Below are 25,193 nucleotides of genomic sequence, written 5' to 3' on the forward strand. Positions count from 1 at the left end.
GTGCGACGAAGGACAAGGGTAGGATAGCAACGTGACAGATTCTCTTTTTACCCTTGATAACGATAACGAAGAACCGTCCTCTGAACCAATTCGATCTTTTACTCAGGCTCCTTTAGCGGTGCGGATGCGTCCGCGCACCTTAGATGAAGTCATCGGGCAGAAACAGCTTCTTCATCAGGGTGCTCCTTTAAGAATTTTAGCTGGAGAATCGGCTGGTCCAGCTGGCCCACAATCCGTGATTTTATGGGGTCCTCCAGGCACAGGAAAAACTACTTTAGCGCATGTTATTGCTGGTGGTAGTGGACGAAAATTCGTAGAACTTTCTGCGATAACGGCTGGAGTTAAAGATGTCCGTCAGGTGATGGAACAGGCCTTACTCGATCGTGATATGTATGGAACAACTACTGTATTGTTCTTAGACGAGATTCATCGTTTCTCTAAAGCGCAACAGGATGCTTTACTTCCCGGAGTTGAAAACCGTTGGGTTGTTCTTGTTGCGGCAACAACAGAGAACCCTTCCTTTTCTATTATTTCTCCATTAGTGTCACGATCTTTAGTGCTAACTTTAGAGTCTTTACAGGATGAGGATATTCGTCAGCTATTAGTTCGAGCAGTTGAAGATTCTCGTGGTTTTGGTGGGAAAGTCCATATATCAGAACCTGCACTAGAACATTTTGTGGCCTTATCAAAAGGTGATGCTCGTAAAGCGTTAACCGCTTTAGAAGCAGCTGTAGCGGCTGCCTATGGGCAAGAAAAACTACCGAAACAAGAATCTATAGAAGAATCTGAAAACTTGGGCCTTCTCGTCGTTTCTTTAGAACACGCTGAAGAAGCACTGAATCAAGCCTCTATCCGATATGACCGTAACGGTGACCAGCACTATGACGTTATTAGCGCTTTTATCAAGTCTATTCGCGGTTCAGACGTTGATGCTGCATTACATTATCTTGCAAGGATGCTCACCGCTGGGGAAGACCCTCGTTTTATTGCTCGCCGTTTAGTTGTGCATGCTAGTGAAGATATCGGTATGGCTGACCCGACAGCGCTAACAACAGCTATTAATGCTGCGCAAGCTGTTCAGCTTGTGGGTATGCCAGAGGCTCGTCTTAACCTTGCTCAAGCAACCATTCACCTTGCAACGGCGCCTAAATCTAATGCTGTCATTGCGAGTATTTCTCAAGCCTTAACAGATGTAAAAGCTGGTAAAGGTGGTGCTGTTCCTTTACATCTTCGTGATAGTCATTATCCTGGTGCAGCTCAAATGGGGCACGGTCGTGATTATATTTATCCCCATCATGTTCCTTTTGGTGTGGCTGAACAACAATATTTACCGGATGATTTATTAGGCAGAAAATATTATCACCCCACAGAGTACGGCGCAGAAAAGAATATTGCTAGTCGTTTGAGAGCTATTGCAAAAATTTTGCGGGGGTCTTCAGTTCGTGAATCCTCACGAAAAAACCATGAAAAATAGGTGTGAGAAAATACACCTAAGATGTGTAGGCGTTCATAGACATGTACGGTAAGGTAGAACCGTGGTTGGCAAGCCTATCTAAAACGCACATTTCGATGTGATCACCAAATAGGTTGCAGTGTCTGAAGTGCGGCTGCTTCACACTCTCCACCGCACAAAATCGTGTGCGGATATTTTGGAGGCCAATCCATCAGAATAAATGGTCGGCACACTAGCTGTTTTGTGTGCTACCAACCGCTATGAAAGGTAAATTGTGGCTAAAAATAACCGCACCCGCCGTACCGTGCGTCATTCTCGTGCTCTTGGTATTGCGCTGACTCCTAAGGCAGAAAAGTACTTCGAACGTCGTCCTTACAGCCCTGGTCAGCATGGTCGTAACCGTCGTAAGGCTGACTCCAACTATGCAATCCACCTTCGCGAGAAGCAGCGTCTACGCGCTCAGTACAACATCCGCGAAGCTCAGATGCGTCGCGTATACCTCGAAGCTAAGCGCGTTGAAGGTCAGACCGGTAAGAACATGGTTGAGATTCTTGAAACTCGCCTTGACGCACTTGTTTTGCGTTCCGGTTTTGCACGCACCATTGCTCAGGCACGTCAGCTTGTTGTTCACCGTCACATTATGGTTGACGGCGTTCGTGTTGACCGTCCTTCCTTCCGCGTGAAGCCAGGTCAGCTCATCCACGTTCACCCTAAATCTGAGAAGATGGCTCCTTTCCAGGTAGCTGCTACCGGTGCACATAAAGATGTTCTGCCTGATACTCCGGCGTACCTCAACGTTGAGATTGAGAAGCTCCACGCTAAACTCGATCGTTTGCCTAAGCGCGAAGAGATTCCGGTTATCTGCGAAGAGCAGCTTGTCGTTGAATACTACTCACGTTTGGCATAGAACATACGTTCGTTCAGCCCGTGCTTCTTCCATCATTGGAAGAGGGCACGGGTTGTCCGTTTTAAATACGTCAGTTTTTGATGTAATCGTCGTTTTCTGAAGTTAACGTGTGCTCCTAAAAAGATGAGAAAACACGATAACCTGAAAATAAATCGTCTGTATCTTATTCCATGCAGTAGTATTGTTATCAATTCGTGTTCTTAATTTCTGATATTGAGGCGCAGACTGTACACACTAGGAAAGAAGGATCTATGAGCGGTGGAGACATTGCCGGGCTTATTGCTGCGGCAGTATTTGCAATACTTGTAGCGCTTCTAGCCTTACCTATTATTAAATTGGGAAAAGTGTTTGACGAACTGGTAGTAACGATTCGTTCTCTCAACGGGGAAACAACCCCCTTAATTAGAGAAGTGACAAAAACTGTTACAACCACCAATACCCAATTAGAAAAAGTGGACGATATTACGAATAACGTTTCTGATGCCTCAGCAAACGTATCTGCTCTTTCCTCATTAGTTACCTCAACTGTTGGGCAACCTCTTATTAAGGTTGCTTCCTTTTCCTACGGTGTACGTAAAGCTATGCGAGCAGATAAGCAAGGTACCGCATCTGCAACACCTAAGGAGCGTCCATAATGGGGTTCTGGAAGAGTGCAGCTCTACTAGCTGGTGGTGCAGTTGCTGGGTATCTGGCACAACGTATTAATCAAACAACAGATGTGAGCCAAGCGTTGATTCGCCGAACTTCATCAGAGTTATCTTCAGTTTCTGGACGGAAAGCTCAAGTGGCCCGATTCTTTGATTCTCCGTGGGGTCAGCCTCTTCAAAAAGTCGCCCTAAAAGCAACTCAATTTGCTGCTCAAGTAAAAAGTGGGATGGAAGAGCACGAAGCTCAGCTGAAACAAAAGTTTCAGGAACAAAAGAATGAGGCTCGTCCAGGCTCCTTAGATTCTTGGGCGGTAGCAGAGAATTCTGATAACACTGAACTAATACCACATTCTACGAGTTCTTCATTCTCCGGCACGGAACGCAGGGTCTACCGTGACCGTCAGTTAGGTGAAGATTTTTTCGAAGGTCATTCTTCTAGCGAGACTTAGAGCATATTGGGTGTAGTAGCCTTTTATATATTTTTAGAACATTTATTCATCATCATAGGTTAGGAATATAGCTTCATGCTTTCACAGGAAATATCAAAGCGATGGCTTGAATTCTTTAAAGAACGCGGTCACACAGTCGTTCCCTCCGCCTCGCTTGTTTCCAACGAGCCAGGTGCAATGTTTACCATCGCCGGTATGGTTCCTTTTATTCCTTATTTCTTGGGCCGTGAAGTTCCTCCTTATCGCCGAGCAACTTCCGTGCAGAAATGTATTCGCACCCTTGACATCGAAGAAGTAGGTAAAACAGCTCGCCACGGAACGTTCTTCCAGATGGCTGGCAACTTTTCTTTCGGTGATTACTTCAAAAAAGAGGTAATCCCTTGGGCATGGGAGCTACTGACAACATCTGTTGATCAGGGCGGTTTTGGACTTGAGCCAGAACGTCTTTGGGTCACCGTTTACGAAGGCGATGATGAAGCCTACGAGCTATGGACGAAGACCGTCGGTTTACCTGCTGAACGTGTTCAGCGCATGGGCATGAAAGAAAACTATTGGTCTACTGGTCAGCCTGGTCCTGCGGGCCCTGACTCTGAGATTTTCTATGATCGTGGACCTGCCTATGGTAAAGATGGCGGTCCAGCTGTTGATGATGACCGCTATATTGAAATCTGGAACCTTGTGTTCATGCAATACCAGCGTGGTGAAGGTACCGGAAAAGATAGCTTTGAGATTCTTGGAGACTTGCCTGAGAAGAATATCGATACCGGACTAGGCGTAGAGCGTCTTGCAATGCTATTGCAGGGTGTTGAAAACTTCTATGAGACAGATCAGGTTCGTCCCGTACTTGATGCAGCTGCAAAACTATCTGGTAAGACTTATCACGGCTCTGAAACAGCTCAAGATGAAGGCTACGAAGACGATGTACGTATGCGTGTTGTCGCAGACCATATCCGTTCTTCACTGATGCTCATTGCTGACGGTGTGACCCCCTCTAACGAAGGTCGCGGATACATTCTTCGCCGTCTGATGCGTCGCGCTATTCGAGCGATGCGATTGTTAGGGGTAACTGAGCCATGCCTGCCCGTATTGTTCCCTGCTTCTCGTGATGCCATGGGTGGAGCGTTCCCGATTGTTGTTGAAGACTTCGAACGTATTTCACGTATTGCGTATGCAGAAGAAAAGGCATTCTTAAGAACTATCGAATCCGGTACTGAGCGCCTCGAAGAAGCCGTTAAGGAAGCTAAAAAAGGTAGCTCTATCGTCTCTGGTACTGAAGCTTTCACTTTGCACGATACCTATGGTTTCCCCATTGACTTGACGTTGGAGATGGCTGAAGAAGCCGGCGTGAAAGTCGACGAAAAAGCTTTCCGCGAGCTCATGGAAGAGCAACGTACTCGTGCACAAAAAGACGCGAAAGCGAAAAAAGGCGCTTTCGCAGATCTTTCTGCATTGCGTGAGCTTGCTAATGAACGTGGCTCTGTCTTCACTGGTTATGAAGAACTTAAAACACCAACTGTTCTACGTGCTATTTTGGTCAATGGCATGACTGTTCCGGTTGCTCATGCAGGGGACCGTATAGAAGTTGTTTTGGACGAAACTCCTTTCTACGCTGAAGCTGGTGGTCAGGCGGCTGATACTGGATATATCAGCGGTAACGGTTTTGTGATTGACGTTGAAGACGTGCAACAACCTGTTAAAGGTTTGAGTGTGCACCGCGGCGTAGTCCGCGAGGGAGAGGCTCTTGCCGGTGCTGAAGTAGTTGCACAGGTTAACGAACGTCGTCGTCGTGATGGCGAAAAAGCTCACTCTGGTACGCATATTGTGCATGCAGCGCTACACCAAGTATTAGGTCATGAAGCAACTCAACGTGGATCGTTCAATAAAGAAGACTATTTGCGTTTTGATTTCGCATGGGGCGAAGGGCTCTCCGAATCTGTACAACGTGAAATTGAAGAAGTTGCTAACACCGCAATTCGTGATAATTTGCAGACTGTTACACAAGAGATGCCGCTAGATGAGGCAAAGAAACTCGGTGCGATGAGTCTCTTTGGAGAAAAATACGGTGACACCGTACGTGTTGTTGAAATTGGTGGAGATTTCTCCCGTGAACTTTGTGGAGGAACCCACGTATCATCCTCTGCAGAGATTGGTTCTTTGACATTGCTTTCAGAACAGTCTGTTGGTTCTGGTAACCGTCGTGTTGAAGCGCTTGTCGGATATAGCTCCTTTAACCATTTGGCAACAGAACGTACTCTTGTTAACCAGCTGACAGGCATGATGAAAGTACAATCTTCTGCTGAACTTCCAGAACGTCTTTCTCAGACCCTGACAAAGCTTAAGAACGTGGAAAAAGAGCTCGAGAAACTTCGTATTGAAAAACTTCAAGCTGAAGCCGGAAAACTTGTTGCCTCAGCAGAACTCATCGGACAAGTCCGAGCTCTTGTTCATAATGCTGGTGAACTATCAGTAAATGAGTTACGTAATCTTGCAATGGATTTGCGTCAACGTCTAGGCTCAGAGCCTGCTGTTGTTGCAGTAACAGCTGTTAATAATGGTCGCCCGGTTGTTCTCGTAGCAACTAACGAAGGTGCTCGTGAACACGGCGTTAAAGCTGGAGCTTTGGTTCGTGTTGCTGCAGGTGTCCTCGGCGGTGGCGGTGGCGGTAAAGACGACATGGCTCAAGGTGGCGGACAAGACCCAACTAAGGTTGATGATGCACTCACAGCTATTCGTTCTGAACTTGCGAAAGTCAGTGCTTAACATATGACTTTTACACCAGGAGTGCGCATGGGAGTCGACGTGGGTAATGCTCGCGTCGGACTCTCCCTCTGCGATAGAGATGGAATTCTAGCGACACCGCTCAAGACTTTACGTCGAGACCTTAAAAAGAACTCTGATCGTAGAGTCCTGCGCACCCTGGTGAAAGTCCACGAAGTAACAGAAATTTTCGTGGGTTTACCTAAGACCATGAGCGGTGGAGAATCATCGTCAACGCTTATGGCTCGTTCTTATGCTCAAGATTTGGTCACTGAGCTTATAGCAGAAGGGTACTCCATCCCCGTATGGTTAGTGGATGAGCGTTTAACGACGGTTAGTGCTCATCGTACTTTGCATGAGGCTGGAGTATCTTCACGAGATTTTAAGACAATGGTGGATCAGGTAGCTGCAGTCAATATTTTGCAGTATTGCCTAGACACGCTAAAAGCAGGCAACCATGTTGCTGGTTTTTTAGTGGAGCCTCAGACAATAGAATGTGTTAAGGAAATTTCCTCAATAGCACAGACGAAAAACGATATGGAGAACTTGAGTGAGCAATAAAACGAACTCGAGCCGATCGCCGAAACGTTCAGTTCACCGTGATGAGCCAGAGAACCTCAAGATGATTTTGAGTCCCTCTGAAGAAGATGAACGTGAGGGTATCCTCGGTTTAGTTGTTGAGCATGATCTGCTCACTCCTGAACAACGACGTAAAATTCGTCTCCGTAGGCGTAATACTATGCTCAGCGCGGGGCTTGTTTTTACTATTGCGGTAGTCATGATTATTGCAATTATTAGCCCTCAGCTAGGGTGGTTTAAACGCAAAGATTTTAGTGGTAGTGGTAATGGGACAAGCGTGAGCTTCACAGTTGCTCCGGGTGCTTCCACCATTGGTGTTGCAAACCAGCTAGAAAAGATGGGCGTTATTGCGGATGCAGATCGTTTCCTTTCCGTCTATAGCGATATGGGGGAGAAGAAGTATATTCAGCCTGGTGAGTATAACCTTCAAGAAGAGATGAGTAGCCAATCTGCGCTAGACATTCTTTTACGTTTGCATGAGACAAATCAGGTGTATATTGCTTTAGCTCAGACTCTTCGTATTGGAGAGTCTCTGGATATCATTGCTCAAGCTACTGGTGTTTCTCGAGATGAGCTCGACAAATTTAATAAGAATCCTCAAAGTCTTGGTGTTCCTGCTAATTTCCCTTCTCTAGAAGGTTGGATGCATCCTGGTGAATATCGTTTTGATCAGGGAACAGATATCAAAGATATTATGCAGAGTATTGTCAATGAGACGAAGAAAGCGTTATCTGATGCTGGTGTTAAGAGCGATGAGAAAGCCTTCTATGTTTTGACGGTAGCTTCTATTGTTGAGGCTGAAGGTGTTACCCCCGATTACAAAGCTATTGCTGGGGCGATTGAAAACCGTATTAACCACCCTGATGGGGAAACTAGCGGGTACATTCAGTCTGACGCTACAGTTGCTTATGGTTTAGGAAAGAAGACCGTTCATATTACAAATGAGCAGAAGCAAGATCCGTCAAATAAATATAATACGTTCTATTATAAGGGACTTCCTGCGGGACCTATTGGTTCACCAGGCACTAACGCTATCGACGCCGCCGCAAACCCCGACAAGAATGACTACTATTTCTGGGTGACTGTCAATCTTGATACTGGTGAAACGAAGTTTGCTAAGACCTACAGTGAACATCTTAAGAACGTTGAAGAATACGATAGATGGTGTCGTAATCATGCTGGTAAATGCACCTAAGATAGGTGGTTTAATGAATGCTCGGAAGAAAGCTTTTGTTTTAGGTGATCCTATTGAACATTCGCTTTCTCCGAGCCTTCATCAGGTTGCATATGAGCATCTGGGATATGAGATTGATTATTTTCGTTGGAGAACATCCATTGAAGAACTTCCAGAACGGTTTTTACCTGATCTAACCGAAAATGTGGTTGGCTATTCTGTGACAATGCCACTTAAGAATGCTGTCGTTGAAAGTCTTCATGAGCTTACTGATTTTGCGAAGATTCTCGGCGTTGTTAATACTGTGTATTGGCACGGTGAGGGCTCTTCTCGACAGTCTATTGGTCATAATACGGATGTTTCTGGAATCGTCAATGCGCTTGATTATGCTGGTGTTCGTGAATCAACGAACTCGCCCAGAGCTATTCTTGGTGGGGGAGGAACCGCTACTTCTGCGCTGATGGCATTAGCATTTTTAGGTTCTATTGACGTAGATCTTTATGTACGTTCTGTGCAGAGAGCCTCGACAGTCCTTCGTTTAGCGCAGAAGCTGGGAATACGTCTTAACGTTTGCCATTTTGAGGATTTTGCTTCACGGCATCCGATGTATGAGGCTGTTATCTCTACTTTGCCTGCTGGTGTGGCCGACCAATTTGCCCCCGCCTTGAAGTCTTCTCTTAGCGGTGTTCTTTTAGACGTCAGTTACAATCCGTGGCCTTCTACTATTGCTTCGTATTGGGAGAAAGCTGGTGGCGTCATCGTCTCTGGTTTAGATATGCTGATGTATCAGGCCATCGACCAAGTGAAGCTTTTTACGGGACATTCTTTAGAAGACACGTTGCCTGAACAGCTTGAGATGATGAATGCAATGTGTGCTGCTATTGGTTTGTTACCGCGAAAACAGTTACCCGTGAACGTTTATTCTATTGAACATCTTGGCTCGTGCCGTTAACACAATTTTTCATGTGAAGACATCAAAAATTTTATTCGGTTTATTTTCTGGGTACTCTAGTGTCTAGAGAAGAACTTTTGGTTATCACACTACATATGTAAAGGAAGTCAGAGCATGTTGCGTTGGCTCACAGCCGGTGAATCTCACGGTGAAGCTCTTGTCGGTATTATTGAGGGCGTGCCCGCAGGTGTAGAACTTACCTCGCAGATGGTACGTGATGCTTTAGCTCGACGTCGTCTAGGTTATGGGCGTGGGGCACGTATGAAGTTTGAAGAGGATCAGGTTCGCATTTTAGGCGGTGTCCGTCATGGTAAAACACTGGGTGGTCCTGTTGCCTTAGAAATTGCGAATACAGAATGGCCCAAATGGGTTGATGTCATGAGCGCTGACCCCGTAAATCCTGAGGTACTTGAAGGGCGTGCCCGCAACGCACCGTTGACTCGCCCTCGACCTGGGCATGCCGATTTTACGGGGATGCAGAAATATCATTTTGACGAAGCACGCCCTGTTTTAGAAAGGGCTTCTGCACGTGAAACCGCAACACGTGTTGCTCTTGGTGTTGTTGCTTCTCAGCTTCTTAAAGCTTTAGGCATACAGCTCGTAAGCCATACGACGGCAATTGCTGATGTGTGCACTCCGGAGGAAGCACCTCGTCCGCGTCCATCTGATGTCGCGACACTTGACGCTGACCCATTACGTTGCTTTGATTCAGCCACTTCTGTGGCAATGGTTCAGGCCGTCGATACCGCTCATAAAGATGGTGAGACTCTTGGCGGTGTCGTTGAGGTGCTTGCGTATGGTCTTCCTCCAGGGCTTGGTTCTTATGTTCATTGGGATCGTCGTCTTGATGCGCGTCTTGCTGCAGCGTTAATGGGTATTCAAGCCATTAAGGGTGTTGAAGTGGGAGATGGGTTCTTAACTGCTTCTCGTCCAGGAACTCGAGCACATGACGAGATAAGTGTGAACACTCATGGTGTTACTCGTGATTCGAATCGTGCCGGAGGTATTGAAGGGGGCATGAGCATCGGAGATCTTCTGCGAGTTCGTGCTGCAATGAAGCCAATTGCCACCGTGCCTAAGGCTTTGAAAACTATTGATACTTCTACTGGTGAAGTGGCCAAAGCTCATCATCAACGCTCAGATGTATGTGCGGTACCCGCCGCTGGTGTTGTTGCGGAGGCGATGGTTGCGCTAGTTCTTGCTGAAGCTGCTTTAGAGAAATTTGGTGGGGACTCTGTTCCTGAGACTCGACGGAATATGGATGCTTATCTTGCTGCTATTCCGGAGTCTTTGAGCTGGGAGTCTAATGTTGCTGGTTGGGATAGCTAGACGCTCATGTCATCTCAGCATCTTCCTCGAGAACGTGTAAGTATTTCATCGCCAGATCCTCAGCATGTACGTGAAGTTCAAGAAGAGTTCTTAGATCGTCGTCGTCCGGTGGTTTTTATTGGACCGATGGCTGCTGGCAAGTCTTATATAGGGATGCATTGCGCCCGTTTTTATGGGTATCAGTTTTTGGATGCCGATCAGCTAATTACGGAACAATATGGTTCAATACCAGAGATATTTGACACTTTGGGTGAAGAATATTTTCGTAAAGTTGAGAGTGAAACAATTTTTCAGGTTCTTGAGTCTCCGCAATATCGCAATAGTATTTTTTCGTTAGGCGGGGGCGCTCCAATGAGTGATCAGGTTGCACAGAAACTCAAAAATGAATGTGTCATTTATCTGAAAGTCGATGCTGACACTGTTCGCCCACGAATCTTAGGGAATAAGACACGACCTCTTTTACAGGGGGATCCTATCCAGCGGTGGAATGAGATTTTTCAATTACGTAAAGAACGTTATGAGCAGTTAGCAAGCTATACGTTAGATGTTCGGGGGTCTCGTCCTGCTTCAGAGATTGCTGCAGAAGTCCAACAATTTATTTTATGTACTCGTGGGGGAGCAACAGCATGAGCAATAATATGGAACCAACCGTTATTTCGGTGACGGGAGATAGCCCGCAAGAAAACTATGATGTTTTTGTAGGACATCACCTTTTATCCCAGCTTCCTACTATTCTAGGTGCTCAAACTCGTCGTGTGTTGATGATTTATCCGAGGGCTTTGCGTTCTACCGGTGAACTGGTCATGGAAGATTTACGTTCAGCTGGTTACGACTCTTTTAGTGCGGAGATTCCTGATGCAGAAGAGGGAAAACATCTTCAAGTAGCAGGTTTCTGCTGGCAGGTGCTAGGGAAGAATGATTTTACTCGTTCTGATGCAATTATCTCTATTGGTGGCGGAGCAGTCAGCGATGTGGCAGGTTTTGTGGCCTCCACTTGGTTGCGTGGTGTGAAGGTTGTTCATATCCCTACGACTTTATTAGGTATGGTAGATGCTGCCATCGGGGGAAAAACAGCTATTAACACGGCTGAGGGAAAAAATCTGGTCGGTACGTTCTATCCTCCGGCAGCTGTTTTATGCGAGTTAGGAACGTTACGGACTTTGCCCGTTCACGAATTATTGACGGGTTTAGCAGAGGTCATTAAATGTGGGTTTATTGCTGATCCTGAGATTCTCGATATTGTTGAAGGCAATCCTGATGCTTTACGGGATTCTCAGTCTGTAGTGATTCGTGATCTTATTGAACGTTCTATTCGTGTCAAAGCTCGTATTGTTTCTGAGGATTTAAAGGAGTCTGGTCTTCGAGAATTCCTGAATTATGGGCATACTTTTGGGCATGCTATTGAGCGGGTTGAACGTTATCAGTGGCGTCATGGTGCGGCAGTTGCGGTAGGCATGGTTTTTGCTGCTGAGTTATCTTTGGCTGCAGGGTATGTTGATGAGTCAGTGGTAGAGCGTACTCGTCGCATTTGTCAGTCGGTGGGTCTTCCGGTGAGTTATCGTGGGGACCGTTGGCAACAGCTGATTGAGTCGATGCGTCGTGACAAAAAGGCGCGCGGAAATTTGCTTCGTTTCGTCCTTCTTGAGGGGTATGGTTCACCTCGTATTTATGAGGTTCCTGACGATTCATTATTGTTTGCGACGTATCAAGAGATTTCTTCTACCTCGTAGGCTTTATGGACCCTCATCTATATGATGAAGGCTGTGTGTTCTGGCACAGGGGAGCATCTATTTTATGTTTCTTCGTCCAATACAGCTGTCTTTATCTCGTTGAAGCGTTACAATGGCTAAGAATCGTTTGATTATTGATAATTCCCATATATTTGAAGGAGAGTCGGTTGGCTACTACCGCTGACATTAAGAACGGCGTTGTACTCAAGATTGATGGTAACCTCTGGTCGGTTATCGAATTCCAGCACGTCAAGCCAGGAAAAGGTGGAGCGTTCGTTCGTACCAAGTTGCGTAATGTAACCTCCGGCAAAGTTGTCGATCGTACGTTTAACGCTGGCGCAAAGGTCGATACTGCTACTGTTGATCGTTCTGATTATCAGTATCTCTATCAAGACGGTGATGATTACGTTTTCATGGACGTAAAAACTTACGATCAGATTAACGTTCCTCAGGTTGTTGTTGGTGACGCAGCAAATTATCTTCTTGAGTCTCAGGTTGCTACTATCGCGATGCATGAGGGTGAGCCACTATACATTGAGCTTCCTGCATCTGTTGTTCTTGAGATTACGTACACTGAGCCGGGCCTTCAAGGTGACCGTTCTACAGGTGGAACGAAACCTGCAACAGTTGAGACTGGTGCTCAGATTCAGGTTCCACTCTTCTTAGAGACTGGTACTAAAGTTAAGGTTGATACTCGTACTGGTGAGTATCTTGGTCGTGTAAACGACTAGAAGAACAGGGCATAAAATACGTGAATTCACGAACTAAAGCTCGATTGAGAGCAGTTGAAGTTCTTTTTGAAGCTGAGCAACGAGATGATGAGATTCTAGACGTATTGACTCGTCGTCGTTTACATACTTCCGCGCAGATTTCTACGTACTCTGAGCAGATTGTGCGCGGTGTACAAGAACATGACGAAGAGATTCGTGAGTATATCGAAACGTACTCTCAGGACTGGACCATGGACCGTATGCCTAGCGTAGATCGTATTCTTTTGCGTATCGGCGCATGGGAACTTATCTATAATGATGAGGTTCCAGATCTTGTTGCTATTTCAGAAGCAACGGGACTGGCTCGGGTGCTTTCGACTAACGATTCACCTAAATTCATCAATGGTCTTTTGGAGCGGTTGCGTCAAGTTAAACCTACGCTTCTTGCATAAAAGTATCTTTCAACGGTGGGGTGGCTACACTATGTGGCCACCCCACCGTTTTATGCGTGGTGACGTGCTGATTTACCGGATAACTTCATCGTTTTTCTCAAAAACTTTTCTCAAAACATCTCTTCTTGCAGCTTTGCCAAGATAAAACATGATAGATTGCTCCATAAAGCAAGCAACCTTTAAGTCCGTCCCGTGAGGCGGGGAAGGAGGCCGGCAGATGAGTGAATTCTACCCAGTGATGGGTCGTACCATTCTTAACGAAGCCGATATTAACCGTGCCTTGACACGTATTGCTCACGAAATCCTTGAAGGAAATCGTGGTGCAGAAAATCTTGTCCTTGTGGGGATTCAGCGCAAGGGCGCACCATTAGCGCAACGCTTAGCAGAAAAGATTGCGCGCACTGATTCGTCTTTTAATCCTCAGCTATGCCTCGGTCAATTAGATATTACAAAATACCGAGATGATCTCAATTCAAAACCTGAGAAGACTCCTTTACCGACGGTCCTACCCGAATCTGGTATTGATGGAAAGAATCTTGTCCTAGTTGACGACGTCTTATACTCCGGTAGAACTATTCGAGCAGGTCTAGACGCTCTCAAAGACTACGGGCGTCCGGCATGTGTGCGTCTAGCTGTTCTGGTGGATAGGGGACACCGTGAGCTACCTATTCGTGCAGATCATGTTGGCAAAAATTTACCAACCTCGTCTGAAGAAGTCGTTCGTGTGTATCTCGAAGAAATTGATGGTTGCACCGACCGTGTTGAGATTTTGCACCCTAACAGCGGAGAATAAGAAACCATGCGTCATTTATTAGACACCAAAGAATTAACTCGCGAAGAGGCGATTAGTATTCTCGATACCGCCGATTATATGGCAGAAATTGGTCGTCAGGAGGTGAAAAAATTTCCTGTTTTACAAGGACGTACTGTGGTGAACCTCTTTTTTGAGGACTCTACTCGCACTCGGCTTTCTTTCGAAACAGCCGAAAAACGTCTCGGCGCAGACATCATTAATTTTGCTGCTAAAGGTTCTTCTGTCTCTAAAGGTGAATCCCTTAAAGACACTGCTCAGACATTAGCCGCAATTAATGCTGATGCGTTTGTGATTCGTCATAGCGCATCAGGGGCACCTCAGCGTTTGGCGGAAGCAGGTTGGACAGATGTACCAGTTCTCAACGCTGGCGACGGCACACACGCTCACCCAACACAAGCCCTTCTTGATGCGATGACACTTCGACAGTTTCAGTATCAGCTATCAGGTATCCCCACTCGAGGTGCTGCACTTGAGGGAATGCGTGTCGCTATTGTTGGCGATATCCTTCACTCTCGTGTTGCTCGTTCAAACCTCTGGCTTCTACACACATTAGGAGCAGAGGTTATTTTTATAGCACCGCCTACTCTTTTACCTCATGATATTGATCATTGGCCAGTTCAGGTGTACTACAACTTTGATCAGGCCTTAGCGCATGGTGTTGATGCGGTAATGCTACTTCGTATTCAAAAAGAACGTATGAATGCTGCGTTCTTCCCTAGCGTTGAAGAATACGCCCGATTATGGGGGCTTACCCCTGAACGTTTCAAAGCTTTAGAACGTTCGGGAGAACAGACAGCCGTTCTACATCCGGGCCCAATGAACCGCGGGCTTGAGATTAGTTCTCTTGCAGCAGATTCTTCACAATCGTGGGTTCTTCGCCAGGTCAATAACGGAGTCTCTGTGCGCATGGCGGTGCTCTATATGCTAATGACTGGCCAAGACGGCAGCGAACTTTACTCTTCAAATAACACACAGATTCACCCATAGCGAGAGAACATGACAGAAAAATATCTCATTAAAAATGTTTCTATTCTTGGTCAAGATACAGCAGATATCCTCATTGACGCAGGAAAAATTGTGCAGATAGGCACAGCTTTAACCGCTGATGACGCTCAAATAATTAAGGCACAAGGTCTCATTGCTTTGCCTGGTCTTGTCGATTTGCACACCCATTTGAGAGAACCTGGACAAGAAGATTCTGAAACGGTTGAGTCTGGAACTCAAGCGGCAGCTTTAGGCGGTTATACAGCGGTTTTTGCTATGGCAAATTCACAACCAGTAGCCGATACTGCAGGAGTCGTTGAACAAGTATATGAGCTTGGTAAAAAAGCAGGTTGGGCGCAGGTTTACCCTGTTGGCGCTGTAACTATAGGGCTCCAAGGGGAGCGTCTTTCCGCTATTGGCGCGATGGCAGATTCTCGTGCACAAGTTCGAGTTTTCTCAGACGATGGGATGTGCGTTTGGGATCCTGCACTGATGCGTCGAGCATTAGAATATGTCAAAACTTTCGATGGTGTCATTGCCCAACATGCTCAGGAGCCTCGACTAACTGAAGGCGCACAAATGAATGAGGGCAAAGTTTCAGCAGAACTTGGTTTAGCAGGATGGCCTGCTGTAGCTGAAGAATCCATTATCGCGCGGGATGTTCTTCTAGCTGAACACGTGAACTCTCGTGTTCATATCTGTCACCTTTCAACACGCGGTGCAGTAGAAATTGTACGTTGGGCTAAATCTCGCGGTGTTCAGGTGACGGCTGAAGCGACACCTCATCATTTGCTTTTGACAGAAGAACTTGTTCGGAGCTATGACCCCGTGTATAAAGTGAATCCTCCTTTGCGAACCGAAGAAGACGTTATGGCTCTTCGTCAGGCGGTTGCAGATGGAACGATTGATATTATTGGCACAGATCATGCACCACACCCAATAGAGTCTAAAGATTGCGAATGGGCTTGTGCTGCCAATGGTATGACGGGCTTAGAACAAGCATTGTCAATTGTTCAGAAAACGCTTGTTGATACTGGTCTTATTGACTGGGAACGTGTTGCAGAAATTATGAGTTTCCGTCCGGCACATATTGGTCGCGCAGTAGAGCAGGGGCGGCCTATCGCGGTAGGTGAACCGGCGCATATTGTGCTCTACGATCCTCAAGCAACACGCGTGATTAATCCGGCAGAGCAAGCAACACGGGGCAAAAATAACCCGTATAGAGGCTTAGAACTGCCCGGCGCTGTTCGTGCAACCTTCTTTGCCGGTCACCCTACGGTTTTGGACGGAGCATTAGCAACACCTCGTGTGCAACCGGCCGAGGGGAATAGCCTCTAAACAATGTCAAAATATTTTTTCCCCACGCTCGTATGTATCGGTGTTGTTGTCTTAGCTTGCCTTTTGATGTGGCGTGGCTGGTCGGCACGTAAAAGACGTCAAGGTGAGCTAGGCCCTTTAGCGCCGGTACCAGAACGCTATGATGAGTTACCGCCTGATGCGGTTGTTTCTGGGACGTATATTGTTACAACGCTATTAGGGGATTGGTTAGCCCGCGTTGCAGTGCACACTTTAGGTGTTAAATCCCGAGCTGAGTTATTCATTTTTGATGAAGGACTTGTCTTATCCCGAGAAGGTGCACAACACCTATGGATTCCTTATCGCGATGTTATTGCAGTACGCCAAGAGTCAGGCATTAACGGAAAGTTTGTGGAAAAAGATGGTCTTCTCATCATCTCGTGGATGTTCAATAGCACTGCTGTCGATACGGGGTTTAGGCTATTGCACCCGCAAGAACAAGAAAGTATTCAAAAAGAAATTCTTCTAAGAGCACCTCAGGCGAAGGATTCTCTTCCAGCTCTTAGCCCTCAATGATTGATGCGAATTATCGCAAAACACTATATAAGGAAGTTAGTTGATGTCTAATCTAACTCATCACCAACCGGCTCTTCTCGTATTAGAAGATGGCAATGTTTACCGTGGACAGGCGTATGGAACGGTTGGGAAGACTCTCGGTGAGGCCGTCTTTTCTACCGGTATGACCGGTTATCAAGAAACTCTCACTGACCCTTCTTACGCTGGTCAAATTGTGGTGCAGACTGCTCCTCATATTGGAAATACTGGTGTTAACGCTGTGGATGCGGAATCGCGTCAGGTTTGGGTTGCCGGATACGTTGTACGAGATGCTGCTCGACGTCCTTCAAATTGGCGTAGTGAAGGTTCTCTTGACGATTACCTTTCAGCGCAGGGAATTGTCGGCATTGAAGGTATTGATACTCGTGCCCTCACCCGTCATTTACGTTCTGCTGGGGCAATGCGTGCTGGTATTTTTTCGGGGGAGTACGCACAACGTCCGGTATCTGAGCTGTTGACGATGGTGCAAGAGTCTGAGCCGATGCAGGGACGACAGCTTGCTGAAAGCGTTTCTTCTGAACAGGCGTATACCGTTGAGCCACAAGACTTCGGGTGGGACGGCCCCATTCAAGGGGTGTTAGCAGCTCTTGACTTAGGTATTAAATCGATGACTCCCGAACAGTTCGCACGTCGTGGTGTTCGTGTTCATGTTTTACCTGCCGCATCAAGTTTTGAGGATATTCAGGCGGTCAAACCTGACGGCGTGTTCTTCTCAAATGGCCCAGGAGACCCCGCTACTGCCAACCAGCAGGTTGAACTTCTACAACAGGTTCTTCGTTCTTCTATTCCGTTCTTTGGTATTTGCTTTGGTAACCAATTGTTAGGTCGTGCCTTAGGTTTTGGTACATATAAGTTGCCTTTTGGGCATCGTGGGATTAACCAACCGGTTCTTGATAAGACAACAGGCAAAGTAGAGATTACAGCCCAAAATCATGGCTTTGCAGTGGACGCGCCTCTTGATGAGGTGGTGCTGGCTCCATGTGAGGAATTTGGTCGTGTTGAGGTTTCTCATATCGGCCTCAACGACCGTGTTGTTGAAGGATTACGTTGCTTAGATATTCCAGCCTTCTCAGTGCAGTATCATCCGGAGGCTGCGGCTGGACCACATGATGCGGCGTATCTCTTTGACCGCTTTATCGATTTGATGAAACAACACCAGAACTAGGAAACTCACAAAGGATTTTGTAGACAATGCCACGTAGAAAAGACCTCAACTCTGTGCTCGTTATCGGTTCTGGCCCTATTGTGATTGGGCAGGCAGCCGAGTTCGATTATTCCGGCACTCAGGCGCTTAGAGTTCTCAAGGAAGAAGGAATCCGAGTGATTCTTGTGAACTCAAACCCTGCGACGATTATGACTGACCCAGAGTTTGCTGATGCAACATACATTGAACCCATCAATGCAGAAGTTATTGAAAAAATTATTGAAAAAGAACGTCCTGACGCTATTTTGCCAACTCTTGGCGGGCAGACAGCCCTCAATGCCGCAATTGACCTTGACCGCCAAGGCGTTTTAGCGAAGTATCAGGTAGAACTGATTGGTGCGAATATTGAAGCCATTAATCTTGGTGAAGACCGAGAGAAGTTCAAGGGTGTCGTAGAACGTGCTGGTGGTGAGTCTGCTCGTTCGGTCATCGTTCATAGCATGCCAGAAGCTTTGGCAGCAGCTGAAGAGCTAGGTTATCCGATGGTGGTGCGCCCTTCCTTTACGATGGGCGGTTTAGGCTCGGGTATGGCTTATAACGAAGAAGACTTGTACCGTATTGCCGGTGCTGGTATTCAGTACAGCCCCACGAGTGAGGTTCTTTTAGAAGAATCTATTCTTGGGTGGAAAGAATACGAGTTAGAAATGATGCGAGATAAGAACGATAACGTTGTTGTTATTTGTTCTATCGAGAACTTTGACCCAGTAGGCGTACACACTGGAGATTCCATTACTGTTGCCCCAGCGTTGACCCTTACCGACCGTGAGTTCCAAAAGCTTCGTGATATTTCTATTAACGTTATTCGCGAGGTTGGTGTTGATACGGGTGGATGTAATATCCAGTTCGCGGTTGATCCTCACAGTGGACGTATTATCGTCATTGAGATGAACCCTCGTGTGTCTCGTTCTTCTGCTTTGGCTTCTAAAGCGACAGGATTCCCTATTGCAAAGATTGCGACAAAGCTTTCATTGGGGTACACCTTAGATGAGATTCCCAATGATATTACACAAAAAACTCCAGCGTCTTTTGAACCAACATTAGATTATGTTGTTGTTAAAGTTCCGCGTTTTGCATTTGAGAAGTTCCCTGCAGCTGACCCGACTTTGACAACAACCATGAAATCAGTGGGTGAGGCTATGGCGTTAGGCCGTAACTTTACGGAGGCTCTACAGAAAGCTATGCGTTCTTTGGAGCAGAAGGGTGCGGAGTTTAGTTTTGAGGATTCCTCTATAACTGGTGTTGAACGTGAAGAGTTACTCCGTCGCTGTGCTACACCGACGGCAGAACGAATTCATGATGTTCGGCAGGCTTTGGCTATTGGTGTGGGCGTGGATGAACTCTATCAGATAACGGGTATTGATCCTTGGTTCTTAGACCAGCTTGTTCTTTTGAATGAGGTTGCAGAGCAGATTCGTGACCATAAAAACCTTGATGAGCAGACTCTACGTCTGGCGAAGAGACATGGTTTTTCTGATGCGCAGATTGCACATATCGTGGGTTCCTCAGAGGAAATTGTTCGAGGTATCCGCTATGCCTTAGGTATTCGTCCGGTCTTCAAAACGGTTGATACTTGTGCTGCGGAGTTTGAGGCTTTTACTCCGTATCATTATTCTTCTTACGATATGGAAGACGAGATTGCACCACACCAAAAACCATCTGTGATGATTTTAGGCTCTGGACCGAACCGTATTGGTCAGGGTATCGAATTCGATTATTCTTGTGTTCATGCCTCGCTGGTGTTGCGTGAAGCGGGATATGAGACGGTGATGGTTAACTGTAATCCGGAGACAGTGTCAACTGATTATGACATTTCAACCCGTCTGTATTTTGAGCCTCTTACGCTCGAGAATGTTTTAGAAATTATTGATGCAGAGCGTCGTACGGGAGGTCTTCTTGGGGTTTTTGTCCAGTTGGGTGGGCAGACTCCGTTGAAACTAGCTCAGGCGTTGAAAGAAGCTGGTGTTCCAATTCTTGGAACATCTCCAGAAGCTATTGATTTGGCAGAGGATCGTGGTGAATTCTCGCGAGTTCTTGAAGAAGCTGAGCTGATTTCACCAAAGAATGGTACCGCTTTTACTTTTGAGAATGCTCGTCGTATCGCTGATGAGATTGGTTATCCGGTGCTGGTTCGTCCTTCCTATGTTTTGGGCGGTCGTGGTATGGAGATTGTGTATGAGCCTAAGCAATTGGCTCGTTATCTTGAGAACGCCACGGAGGTTTCGCCTTCACAGCCTGCGCTGATTGATAAGTTCCTTGAAGACGCTATCGAAATTGATGTGGATGCTTTATACGATGGTGAGCAGCTTTATCTTGGCGGTGTGATGGAGCACATTGAAGAAGCTGGTATTCACTCTGGCGATTCAGCATGTACTTTGCCTCCAATTACTTTGAGCCCTGACACTATTGCTCAGGTGAAGGAAGCGACGCTTAAGATTGCTCGTGGCGTCAACGTTCGTGGACTGATTAATATTCAGTTTGCGGTGCAGTCTGATGTTTTGTATGTGATTGAGGCTAATCCTCGTGCTTCGCGTACGGTTCCTTTCGTGTCAAAGGCTACAGGCGTTCAGTTAGCTAAGGCAGCAGCGTTAATTGGTATGGGTAAGAGTATTGCTCAGCTACAGTCTGAAGGTGTTTTGCCGGTTACCATGGATGGAGCTTCTTTGCCGTCTCATACGGCTATCGCGGTGAAAGAGGCGGTGCTTCCATTTAGTCGTTTCCGTACTCCTGAGGGCGTGGTAGTGGATTCGTTGTTAAGCCCTGAGATGCGTTCTACTGGTGAGGTGATGGGTTTGCATCGCCATTTTGATACGGCTTTTGCGAAGGCAGAGAGCGCTGCTGGTGGGGCGCTACCTACGGAGGGTAAAGTTTTTGTCTCTATTGCGAATAGGGATAAGCGTCACGCGATTATTTATGTTCGTATGTTGCAAAGTCTTGGCTTTGAAATTATTTCTACTGGTGGTACGGCACAGGTGTTACGTCGTAATGGTGTTGATTCTGTGGTTGTTCCAAAAATTGCTGAGACATCTGCTGATGAGAAGTCTATCGTTCAGATGATTACTGAAGGTGAGATTTCGTTGATTCTTAATACGCCTTCTGGCGGTGAGAATGCGCGCGGTGATGGGTATGAGATTCGTGCAGCAGCGACTTCTGTTGGTTGCCCTGTAATGACAACAGTCTCGGAGTTTGGTGCAACGGTACAAGCAATTCAAGCGATGCGTGAGCATAGCTGGGATGTTATGACGTTACAAGAGCATAGTGCTTCGTTGAAGGCTGAGCAGAACCGTCGTTCAGGTGAGGCTGAGGAGGTAGTTGATGCGTAATCCGCGTGTAGGTTTTGGTGATGTACTGGCTCAGAAAATGGAGCAGTATGGTCCCTTGTGCGTAGGTATTGATCCTCACCCTCAGCTTTTGCAACAATGGGGTCTTCCCGCAACGGCCGATGGCGTAGAACGTTTTGCGCGGTTGGTTCTTGAAGCATGTGCGGGGAAGGTCGCTGCGGTCAAGCCACAGGTTGCTTTTTTTGAGAGTTACGGTTCTGCTGGTTTCCTCGCTTTGGAGCGTTGTGTCCAGTATGCGCAGAGTCTGGGTCTTTTGGTGATATCGGACGCCAAACGTGGGGATATTGGTTCTACGATGAGCGCTTATGCTCACACGTGGTTGGATGATTCTTCACCTCTTGCAAGTGATGCGCTCACGCTTAGCCCTTATCTTGGGTTTGGGAGTTTAGCTCCTGCTTTGGAGCTTTCTGAGGCTCAGGGGCGCGGTGTTTTTGTATTGGCGTTAACGTCTAATCCTGAGGGTAAGAGTGTTCAACATCGTGGGGGAGATTGTTCTGTTGCTGCGGAGGTGATTCGTTCTGCTCAGGAGCGAAATGCTAGGCAGTCGTGGCAACGGATGGGGTCTTGCGGTCTGGTGGTGGGAGCCACTGTAGCTGATGCTTTGAAATTACTTTCAATTGATTTGTCGGGATTCAATGGCCCAATTTTAGCTCCGGGCTATGGGGCGCAAGGCGCTACGGCTGAACAATTATATGAGGTTTTTTCTGGTTGCCCATCACAAGTTTTGGTCAATTCTAGTCGCGGAGTTTTGTCTCGGGGTCCGTCTCTTGAGGGACTTATCGATGCGATTGAAAGTTCGCAAGAAAATCTCAAAAATAACTTAAATGACAGAATATAATAATTCGTCGTTTATTAGGAGTGATTGGTCTAAATAATCTGACTTAATCTAAGCATCATCTAGTAGAAATATCTGATAACGTCCCCTAAAGTGTTAGATTAATACACGTCAGAGGTGGTTTGTTCAGCACATGATGCATATTCGCGTCATGTGCTGAACAAACCACTAAAGACAGGTTCGCAAACATAACACGCCACAATAGTTACACTAAGGGGAATTAGTATGGCACTCCGCCCACTCACCGAAGAAGAACGCGCAGCAGCTCGCGAAAAAGCTAAAGTTTCTCGCACCATTCGCGCTGAGGTTAAAGAATCTCTCAAAAAACGTGAGACAACTATCGCAGAAGTGCTCAAACGAGCCGATAGCGAAGAAGCTGTGAGTAGACTAAAAGTGACAGATTTGCTGATGGCTCTTCCAAGCATTGGTGAGATTCGCGCTAACGCAATTCTTAAAGAACTTAATATTGCGCCGTCCCGCCGTTTACGCGGATTAGGTGTACACCAGCGACGCGCATTAATCGATTTCCTCGAACGCTAAAGGCGGTTTTCAATGACTGAGAACACTACACCTCGACTCACTGTTCTAGCGGGCCCTACCGCAGTAGGTAAGGGCACTGTCTCGCAGTATATTCGTGAGAATTATCCAGATGTATGGTTCTCAGTTTCAGCCACCACACGAGACCCTCGACCTGGCGAGGAAGAAGGCATACACTACTATTTCGTATCCGATGAGGAATTCGACTCAATGGTAGAAAATCGCCAGATGCTTGAGTGGGCGCAGGTTCATAATAAATATCGTTATGGAACCATGAAGAATATGGTTACTCGCGCTCTTGAGTCAGGGAAGAACGTCCTGCTAGAAATTGATTTACAAGGCGCCCGTCAGGTACGTAATAGCATGCCAGAAGCTCGACTGATTTTTCTCGCTCCACCTAGCTGGGAAGAACTCGTTCGCCGCCTGGTAAGCCGCGGCACTGAATCTGCCGAGGAACAGCAACAACGTCTAGATACGGCAAAAGTTGAGTTGGCTGCTGAACCAGAGTTTGATCACACAGTGATTAACGATACTGTTGAACAAGCTGCTCAAGAAATCATTGAGCTTATGGGTCTGACGAAAACCTCAGCATAAAACTTCTATGAGGGATGAGAATATTCAGTACGAGTATTCTCATCCCTCATAATATTTTTTATCCTAGAGTGCTTTTTATCAGGCTTTTAGATATACTTATTTTTTGTCTTAGGCAAGTTCGTTTCGATGAAGCTTGCTGGTTGTCAATCTTATGGGAGTATTCGTGGCTAACGCACACAATGAAGAAGGAATCATCAACCCTAGCGCAGATGAGCTACTTGAAAAAGCAGAGTCTAAGTATGGTCTGGTGATTTTTGGCGCTCGTCGTGCCCGCCAGATTAACGCATACTACTCTCAGATGCACGAAAATCTTTTCGATCATGTTGGTCCTCTCGTAGACAGCGAACCAAACGAAAAGTCACTTTCTGTTGCGATGCGTGAAATTAATGAAGGTCTCATTGAAGCCCGCCATGTCAGCGAAGGAACGTTTGACGAAAACGGCGATTTCATTCCTGAGGAAGCTCCCTCAGCTTTCTTGACCGGTGGTTTTTACACTGAAGAATATTCTGAGGCAGCACCTATCGTAGAATACGTAGACGCCGAAGACTCCGAATAAGGCTTTCGGTTTCTGCTGAGAAGAACGCACTATGCGTATAGTTATTGGTATCGGAGGAGGAATCGCGGCTTATAAAGCCACGTCCCTCCTTCGTCTCTTTTCAAAAGCTGGGCATGAGGTTATCGCTATGCCCACAGAAACTGCTCTGAACTTTGTGGGTAAGGCTACCTTTGAAGCTCTCAGCGGTAATCCTGTGGCAACTTCTGTTTTTGAGCGAGTACCTGAAGTAAACCATGTTAAGCAGGCAGAGGAAGCTGACGGCATTATCATCGCCCCGGCTACGGCCGACCTTCTCTCACGGTTAGCTTCTGGTCGAGCAGATGATCTTCTTAGCGCAACGGTGCTTACTACTCACGCGCCAGTGATTCTCGCCCCTGCAATGCACACTCAAATGTGGGAACATCCTGCAACCGTGCACAATGTTCGAAAACTTCAAGAATACGGTTACCACGTTATTGAGCCAGCAGTTGGACGTCTCACAGGAAAAGACTCAGGTATTGGTAGAATGCCCGAACCTGAGGATATCTTTGAGGAAGCTCTCAACATCCTAAAACAAAACGCTCAAGTCGACACCGATTCTCGCCCTTTTGAAGGAAAACATATTGTTATCACAGCCGGAGGAACTCGAGAGCCTTTAGACCCTGTACGGTTCTTAGGAAACCGTTCCTCTGGAAAACAAGGCGTAGCATTGGCCCACGTAGCTCACGCTTTGGGTGCAAAAGTTACTCTTATCGGCGCCCATCTACAAGTGCCAGTTCCCTCTACCGTAAAGTACGTTGACGTTTCAACAACAGAAGAATTACGACAAGCTGTTCATCAGTATAGTGAGGGCGCCTATGCTCTCATCATGGCTGCTGCAGTTGCTGATTTCCGTCCAGCACATTATGCCGAATATAAAATCAAGAAAACAGATGACGCTCAAGAAGCTCCCACGATAGAACTTGTTCGAAACCCTGATATTCTACGTGAGATGGTTCAGCGGAAAGAACAATCTGATCCGAAAGCACCAAAAATTATTGTTGGTTTTGCTGCTGAAACCGGCAGCCAAGAAAAAACTGTGCTAGAGCTCGGCCGCGAAAAACTGAAACGAAAAGGCTGCGATTATCTTGCAGTTAATCAGGTCGGAGAAACACTCGGTTTTGGTGCCGACACCAATTCAGTGACGCTACTTTCACAAGATTTAGCTACCGCTGTTGAGGTCACTGGCTCAAAAGAAGATGTTGCTCAAGCCTTATTACTCCATATAGCGCAACATGTGCATAAAAATTAATATTTCCCTTT

24 protein-coding genes are annotated in these 25,193 nt (G+C 46.6%); all 24 read left to right on the forward strand.

Translation table 11 applies throughout. The features are described from left to right. The first annotated feature begins 31 nt into the window (after positions 1–31). The 24 genes from ACN08X_RS03075 to coaBC all read left to right on the forward strand — a co-directional run bounded on the left by ACN08X_RS03075 (position 32) and on the right by coaBC (position 25,182). Positions 32–1,474 carry a replication-associated recombination protein A gene (locus tag ACN08X_RS03075; protein ID WP_419107856.1) on the forward strand — a complete coding sequence of 481 codons (1,443 nt, stop codon included), beginning with the start codon at positions 32–34 and terminating at the stop codon, positions 1,472–1,474. 253 nt (positions 1,475–1,727) lie between these two features. Then, the gene (gene rpsD / locus ACN08X_RS03080) at positions 1,728–2,360 is read left to right on the forward strand and encodes a 30S ribosomal protein S4 (RefSeq protein ID WP_419107857.1); all 633 of its coding nucleotides are present in this window, start codon (positions 1,728–1,730) and stop codon (positions 2,358–2,360) included. A 251-nt stretch (positions 2,361–2,611) separates the two neighbouring features. Further along, the gene (locus ACN08X_RS03085) at positions 2,612–2,995 is read left to right on the forward strand and encodes a DUF948 domain-containing protein (RefSeq protein WP_419101658.1); all 384 of its coding nucleotides are present in this window, start codon (positions 2,612–2,614) and stop codon (positions 2,993–2,995) included. Beyond that, entirely contained in the window at positions 2,995–3,456 is a 462-nt protein-coding gene (locus ACN08X_RS03090) for a peptide chain release factor 4 (protein WP_419107858.1), read from the forward strand. The genes ACN08X_RS03085 and ACN08X_RS03090 overlap by 1 nt, the downstream gene beginning before the upstream one ends. Positions 3,457–3,531: 75 nt before the next feature. Then, positions 3,532–6,216, forward strand: coding sequence for an alanine--tRNA ligase (alaS, locus tag ACN08X_RS03095; protein WP_419107859.1), 2,685 nt, complete (start codon positions 3,532–3,534; stop codon positions 6,214–6,216). 3 nt (positions 6,217–6,219) lie between these two features. Then, positions 6,220–6,774: a Holliday junction resolvase RuvX gene (ruvX, locus tag ACN08X_RS03100; RefSeq protein WP_419106532.1), complete on the forward strand. Its 555-nt coding sequence runs from the start codon at positions 6,220–6,222 to the stop codon at positions 6,772–6,774. Then, positions 6,764–7,987: an endolytic transglycosylase MltG gene (gene mltG, locus ACN08X_RS03105; RefSeq protein WP_419101662.1), complete on the forward strand. Its 1,224-nt coding sequence runs from the start codon at positions 6,764–6,766 to the stop codon at positions 7,985–7,987. The genes ruvX and mltG overlap by 11 nt, the downstream gene beginning before the upstream one ends. Before the next feature lie 13 nt (positions 7,988–8,000). Next, positions 8,001–8,918, forward strand: a complete 918-nt coding sequence (locus ACN08X_RS03110; protein WP_419107860.1) for a shikimate dehydrogenase family protein — start codon at positions 8,001–8,003, stop codon at positions 8,916–8,918. Between the two features lie 114 nt (positions 8,919–9,032). Continuing rightward, positions 9,033–10,247, forward strand: a complete 1,215-nt coding sequence (gene aroC / locus ACN08X_RS03115; RefSeq protein WP_419101664.1) for a chorismate synthase — start codon at positions 9,033–9,035, stop codon at positions 10,245–10,247. A gap of 6 nt (positions 10,248–10,253) precedes the next feature. After that, positions 10,254–10,877: a shikimate kinase gene (locus tag ACN08X_RS03120; protein ID WP_419107861.1), complete on the forward strand. Its 624-nt coding sequence runs from the start codon at positions 10,254–10,256 to the stop codon at positions 10,875–10,877. Next, on the forward strand, positions 10,874–11,977 hold the full coding sequence (gene aroB, locus ACN08X_RS03125; RefSeq protein WP_419101666.1) for a 3-dehydroquinate synthase: 1,104 nt from the start codon (positions 10,874–10,876) through the stop codon (positions 11,975–11,977). Before ACN08X_RS03120 ends, aroB begins: the two co-directional genes overlap by 4 nt. A 167-nt stretch (positions 11,978–12,144) precedes the next feature. Next, positions 12,145–12,708, forward strand: coding sequence for an elongation factor P (efp, locus tag ACN08X_RS03130; RefSeq protein WP_419101667.1), 564 nt, complete (start codon positions 12,145–12,147; stop codon positions 12,706–12,708). A 20-nt stretch (positions 12,709–12,728) separates the two neighbouring features. Then, positions 12,729–13,139, forward strand: coding sequence for a transcription antitermination factor NusB (gene nusB, locus ACN08X_RS03135; protein ID WP_419101668.1), 411 nt, complete (start codon positions 12,729–12,731; stop codon positions 13,137–13,139). Positions 13,140–13,356: 217 nt separating this feature from the next. Continuing rightward, positions 13,357–13,932, forward strand: coding sequence for a bifunctional pyr operon transcriptional regulator/uracil phosphoribosyltransferase PyrR (gene pyrR / locus ACN08X_RS03140; protein ID WP_419107862.1), 576 nt, complete (start codon positions 13,357–13,359; stop codon positions 13,930–13,932). Positions 13,933–13,938: 6 nt separating this feature from the next. Further along, entirely contained in the window at positions 13,939–14,940 is a 1,002-nt protein-coding gene (locus tag ACN08X_RS03145) for an aspartate carbamoyltransferase catalytic subunit (protein WP_419107863.1), read from the forward strand. Positions 14,941–14,949: 9 nt separating this feature from the next. Then, entirely contained in the window at positions 14,950–16,275 is a 1,326-nt protein-coding gene (locus ACN08X_RS03150; protein ID WP_419107864.1) for a dihydroorotase, read from the forward strand. Between the two features lie 3 nt (positions 16,276–16,278). After that, entirely contained in the window at positions 16,279–16,809 is a 531-nt protein-coding gene (locus ACN08X_RS03155) for a hypothetical protein (RefSeq protein WP_419107865.1), read from the forward strand. A 43-nt stretch (positions 16,810–16,852) separates the two neighbouring features. Next, entirely contained in the window at positions 16,853–18,013 is a 1,161-nt protein-coding gene (carA, locus tag ACN08X_RS03160) for a glutamine-hydrolyzing carbamoyl-phosphate synthase small subunit (protein WP_419101673.1), read from the forward strand. 26 nt (positions 18,014–18,039) lie between these two features. Further along, positions 18,040–21,372: a carbamoyl-phosphate synthase large subunit gene (carB, locus tag ACN08X_RS03165; RefSeq protein WP_419101674.1), complete on the forward strand. Its 3,333-nt coding sequence runs from the start codon at positions 18,040–18,042 to the stop codon at positions 21,370–21,372. After that, a complete protein-coding gene (gene pyrF, locus ACN08X_RS03170; protein ID WP_419106526.1) occupies positions 21,365–22,228 on the forward strand; it encodes an orotidine-5'-phosphate decarboxylase in 864 nt (287 codons plus the stop codon). Before carB ends, pyrF begins: the two co-directional genes overlap by 8 nt. A 222-nt stretch (positions 22,229–22,450) precedes the next feature. Continuing rightward, a complete protein-coding gene (mihF, locus tag ACN08X_RS03175; RefSeq protein WP_419101676.1) occupies positions 22,451–22,765 on the forward strand; it encodes an integration host factor, actinobacterial type in 315 nt (104 codons plus the stop codon). A gap of 12 nt (positions 22,766–22,777) precedes the next feature. Further along, positions 22,778–23,356 (forward strand): guanylate kinase, encoded by a 579-nt coding sequence (gene gmk / locus ACN08X_RS03180; protein ID WP_419101677.1) that lies wholly within the window; start codon positions 22,778–22,780, stop codon positions 23,354–23,356. A gap of 163 nt (positions 23,357–23,519) precedes the next feature. Further along, positions 23,520–23,912, forward strand: coding sequence for a DNA-directed RNA polymerase subunit omega (rpoZ, locus tag ACN08X_RS03185; protein ID WP_419107866.1), 393 nt, complete (start codon positions 23,520–23,522; stop codon positions 23,910–23,912). 31 nt (positions 23,913–23,943) lie between these two features. Continuing rightward, complete coding sequence (gene coaBC, locus ACN08X_RS03190; protein ID WP_419107867.1) at positions 23,944–25,182, forward strand: bifunctional phosphopantothenoylcysteine decarboxylase/phosphopantothenate--cysteine ligase CoaBC; 1,239 nt, start codon at positions 23,944–23,946, stop codon at positions 25,180–25,182. The last annotated feature ends 11 nt before the right edge of the window (positions 25,183–25,193 follow it).

The sequence above is a fragment of the Rothia sp. P6271 genome (assembly GCF_048512995.1).
GTDB lineage: Bacteria > Actinomycetota > Actinomycetes > Actinomycetales > Micrococcaceae > Rothia.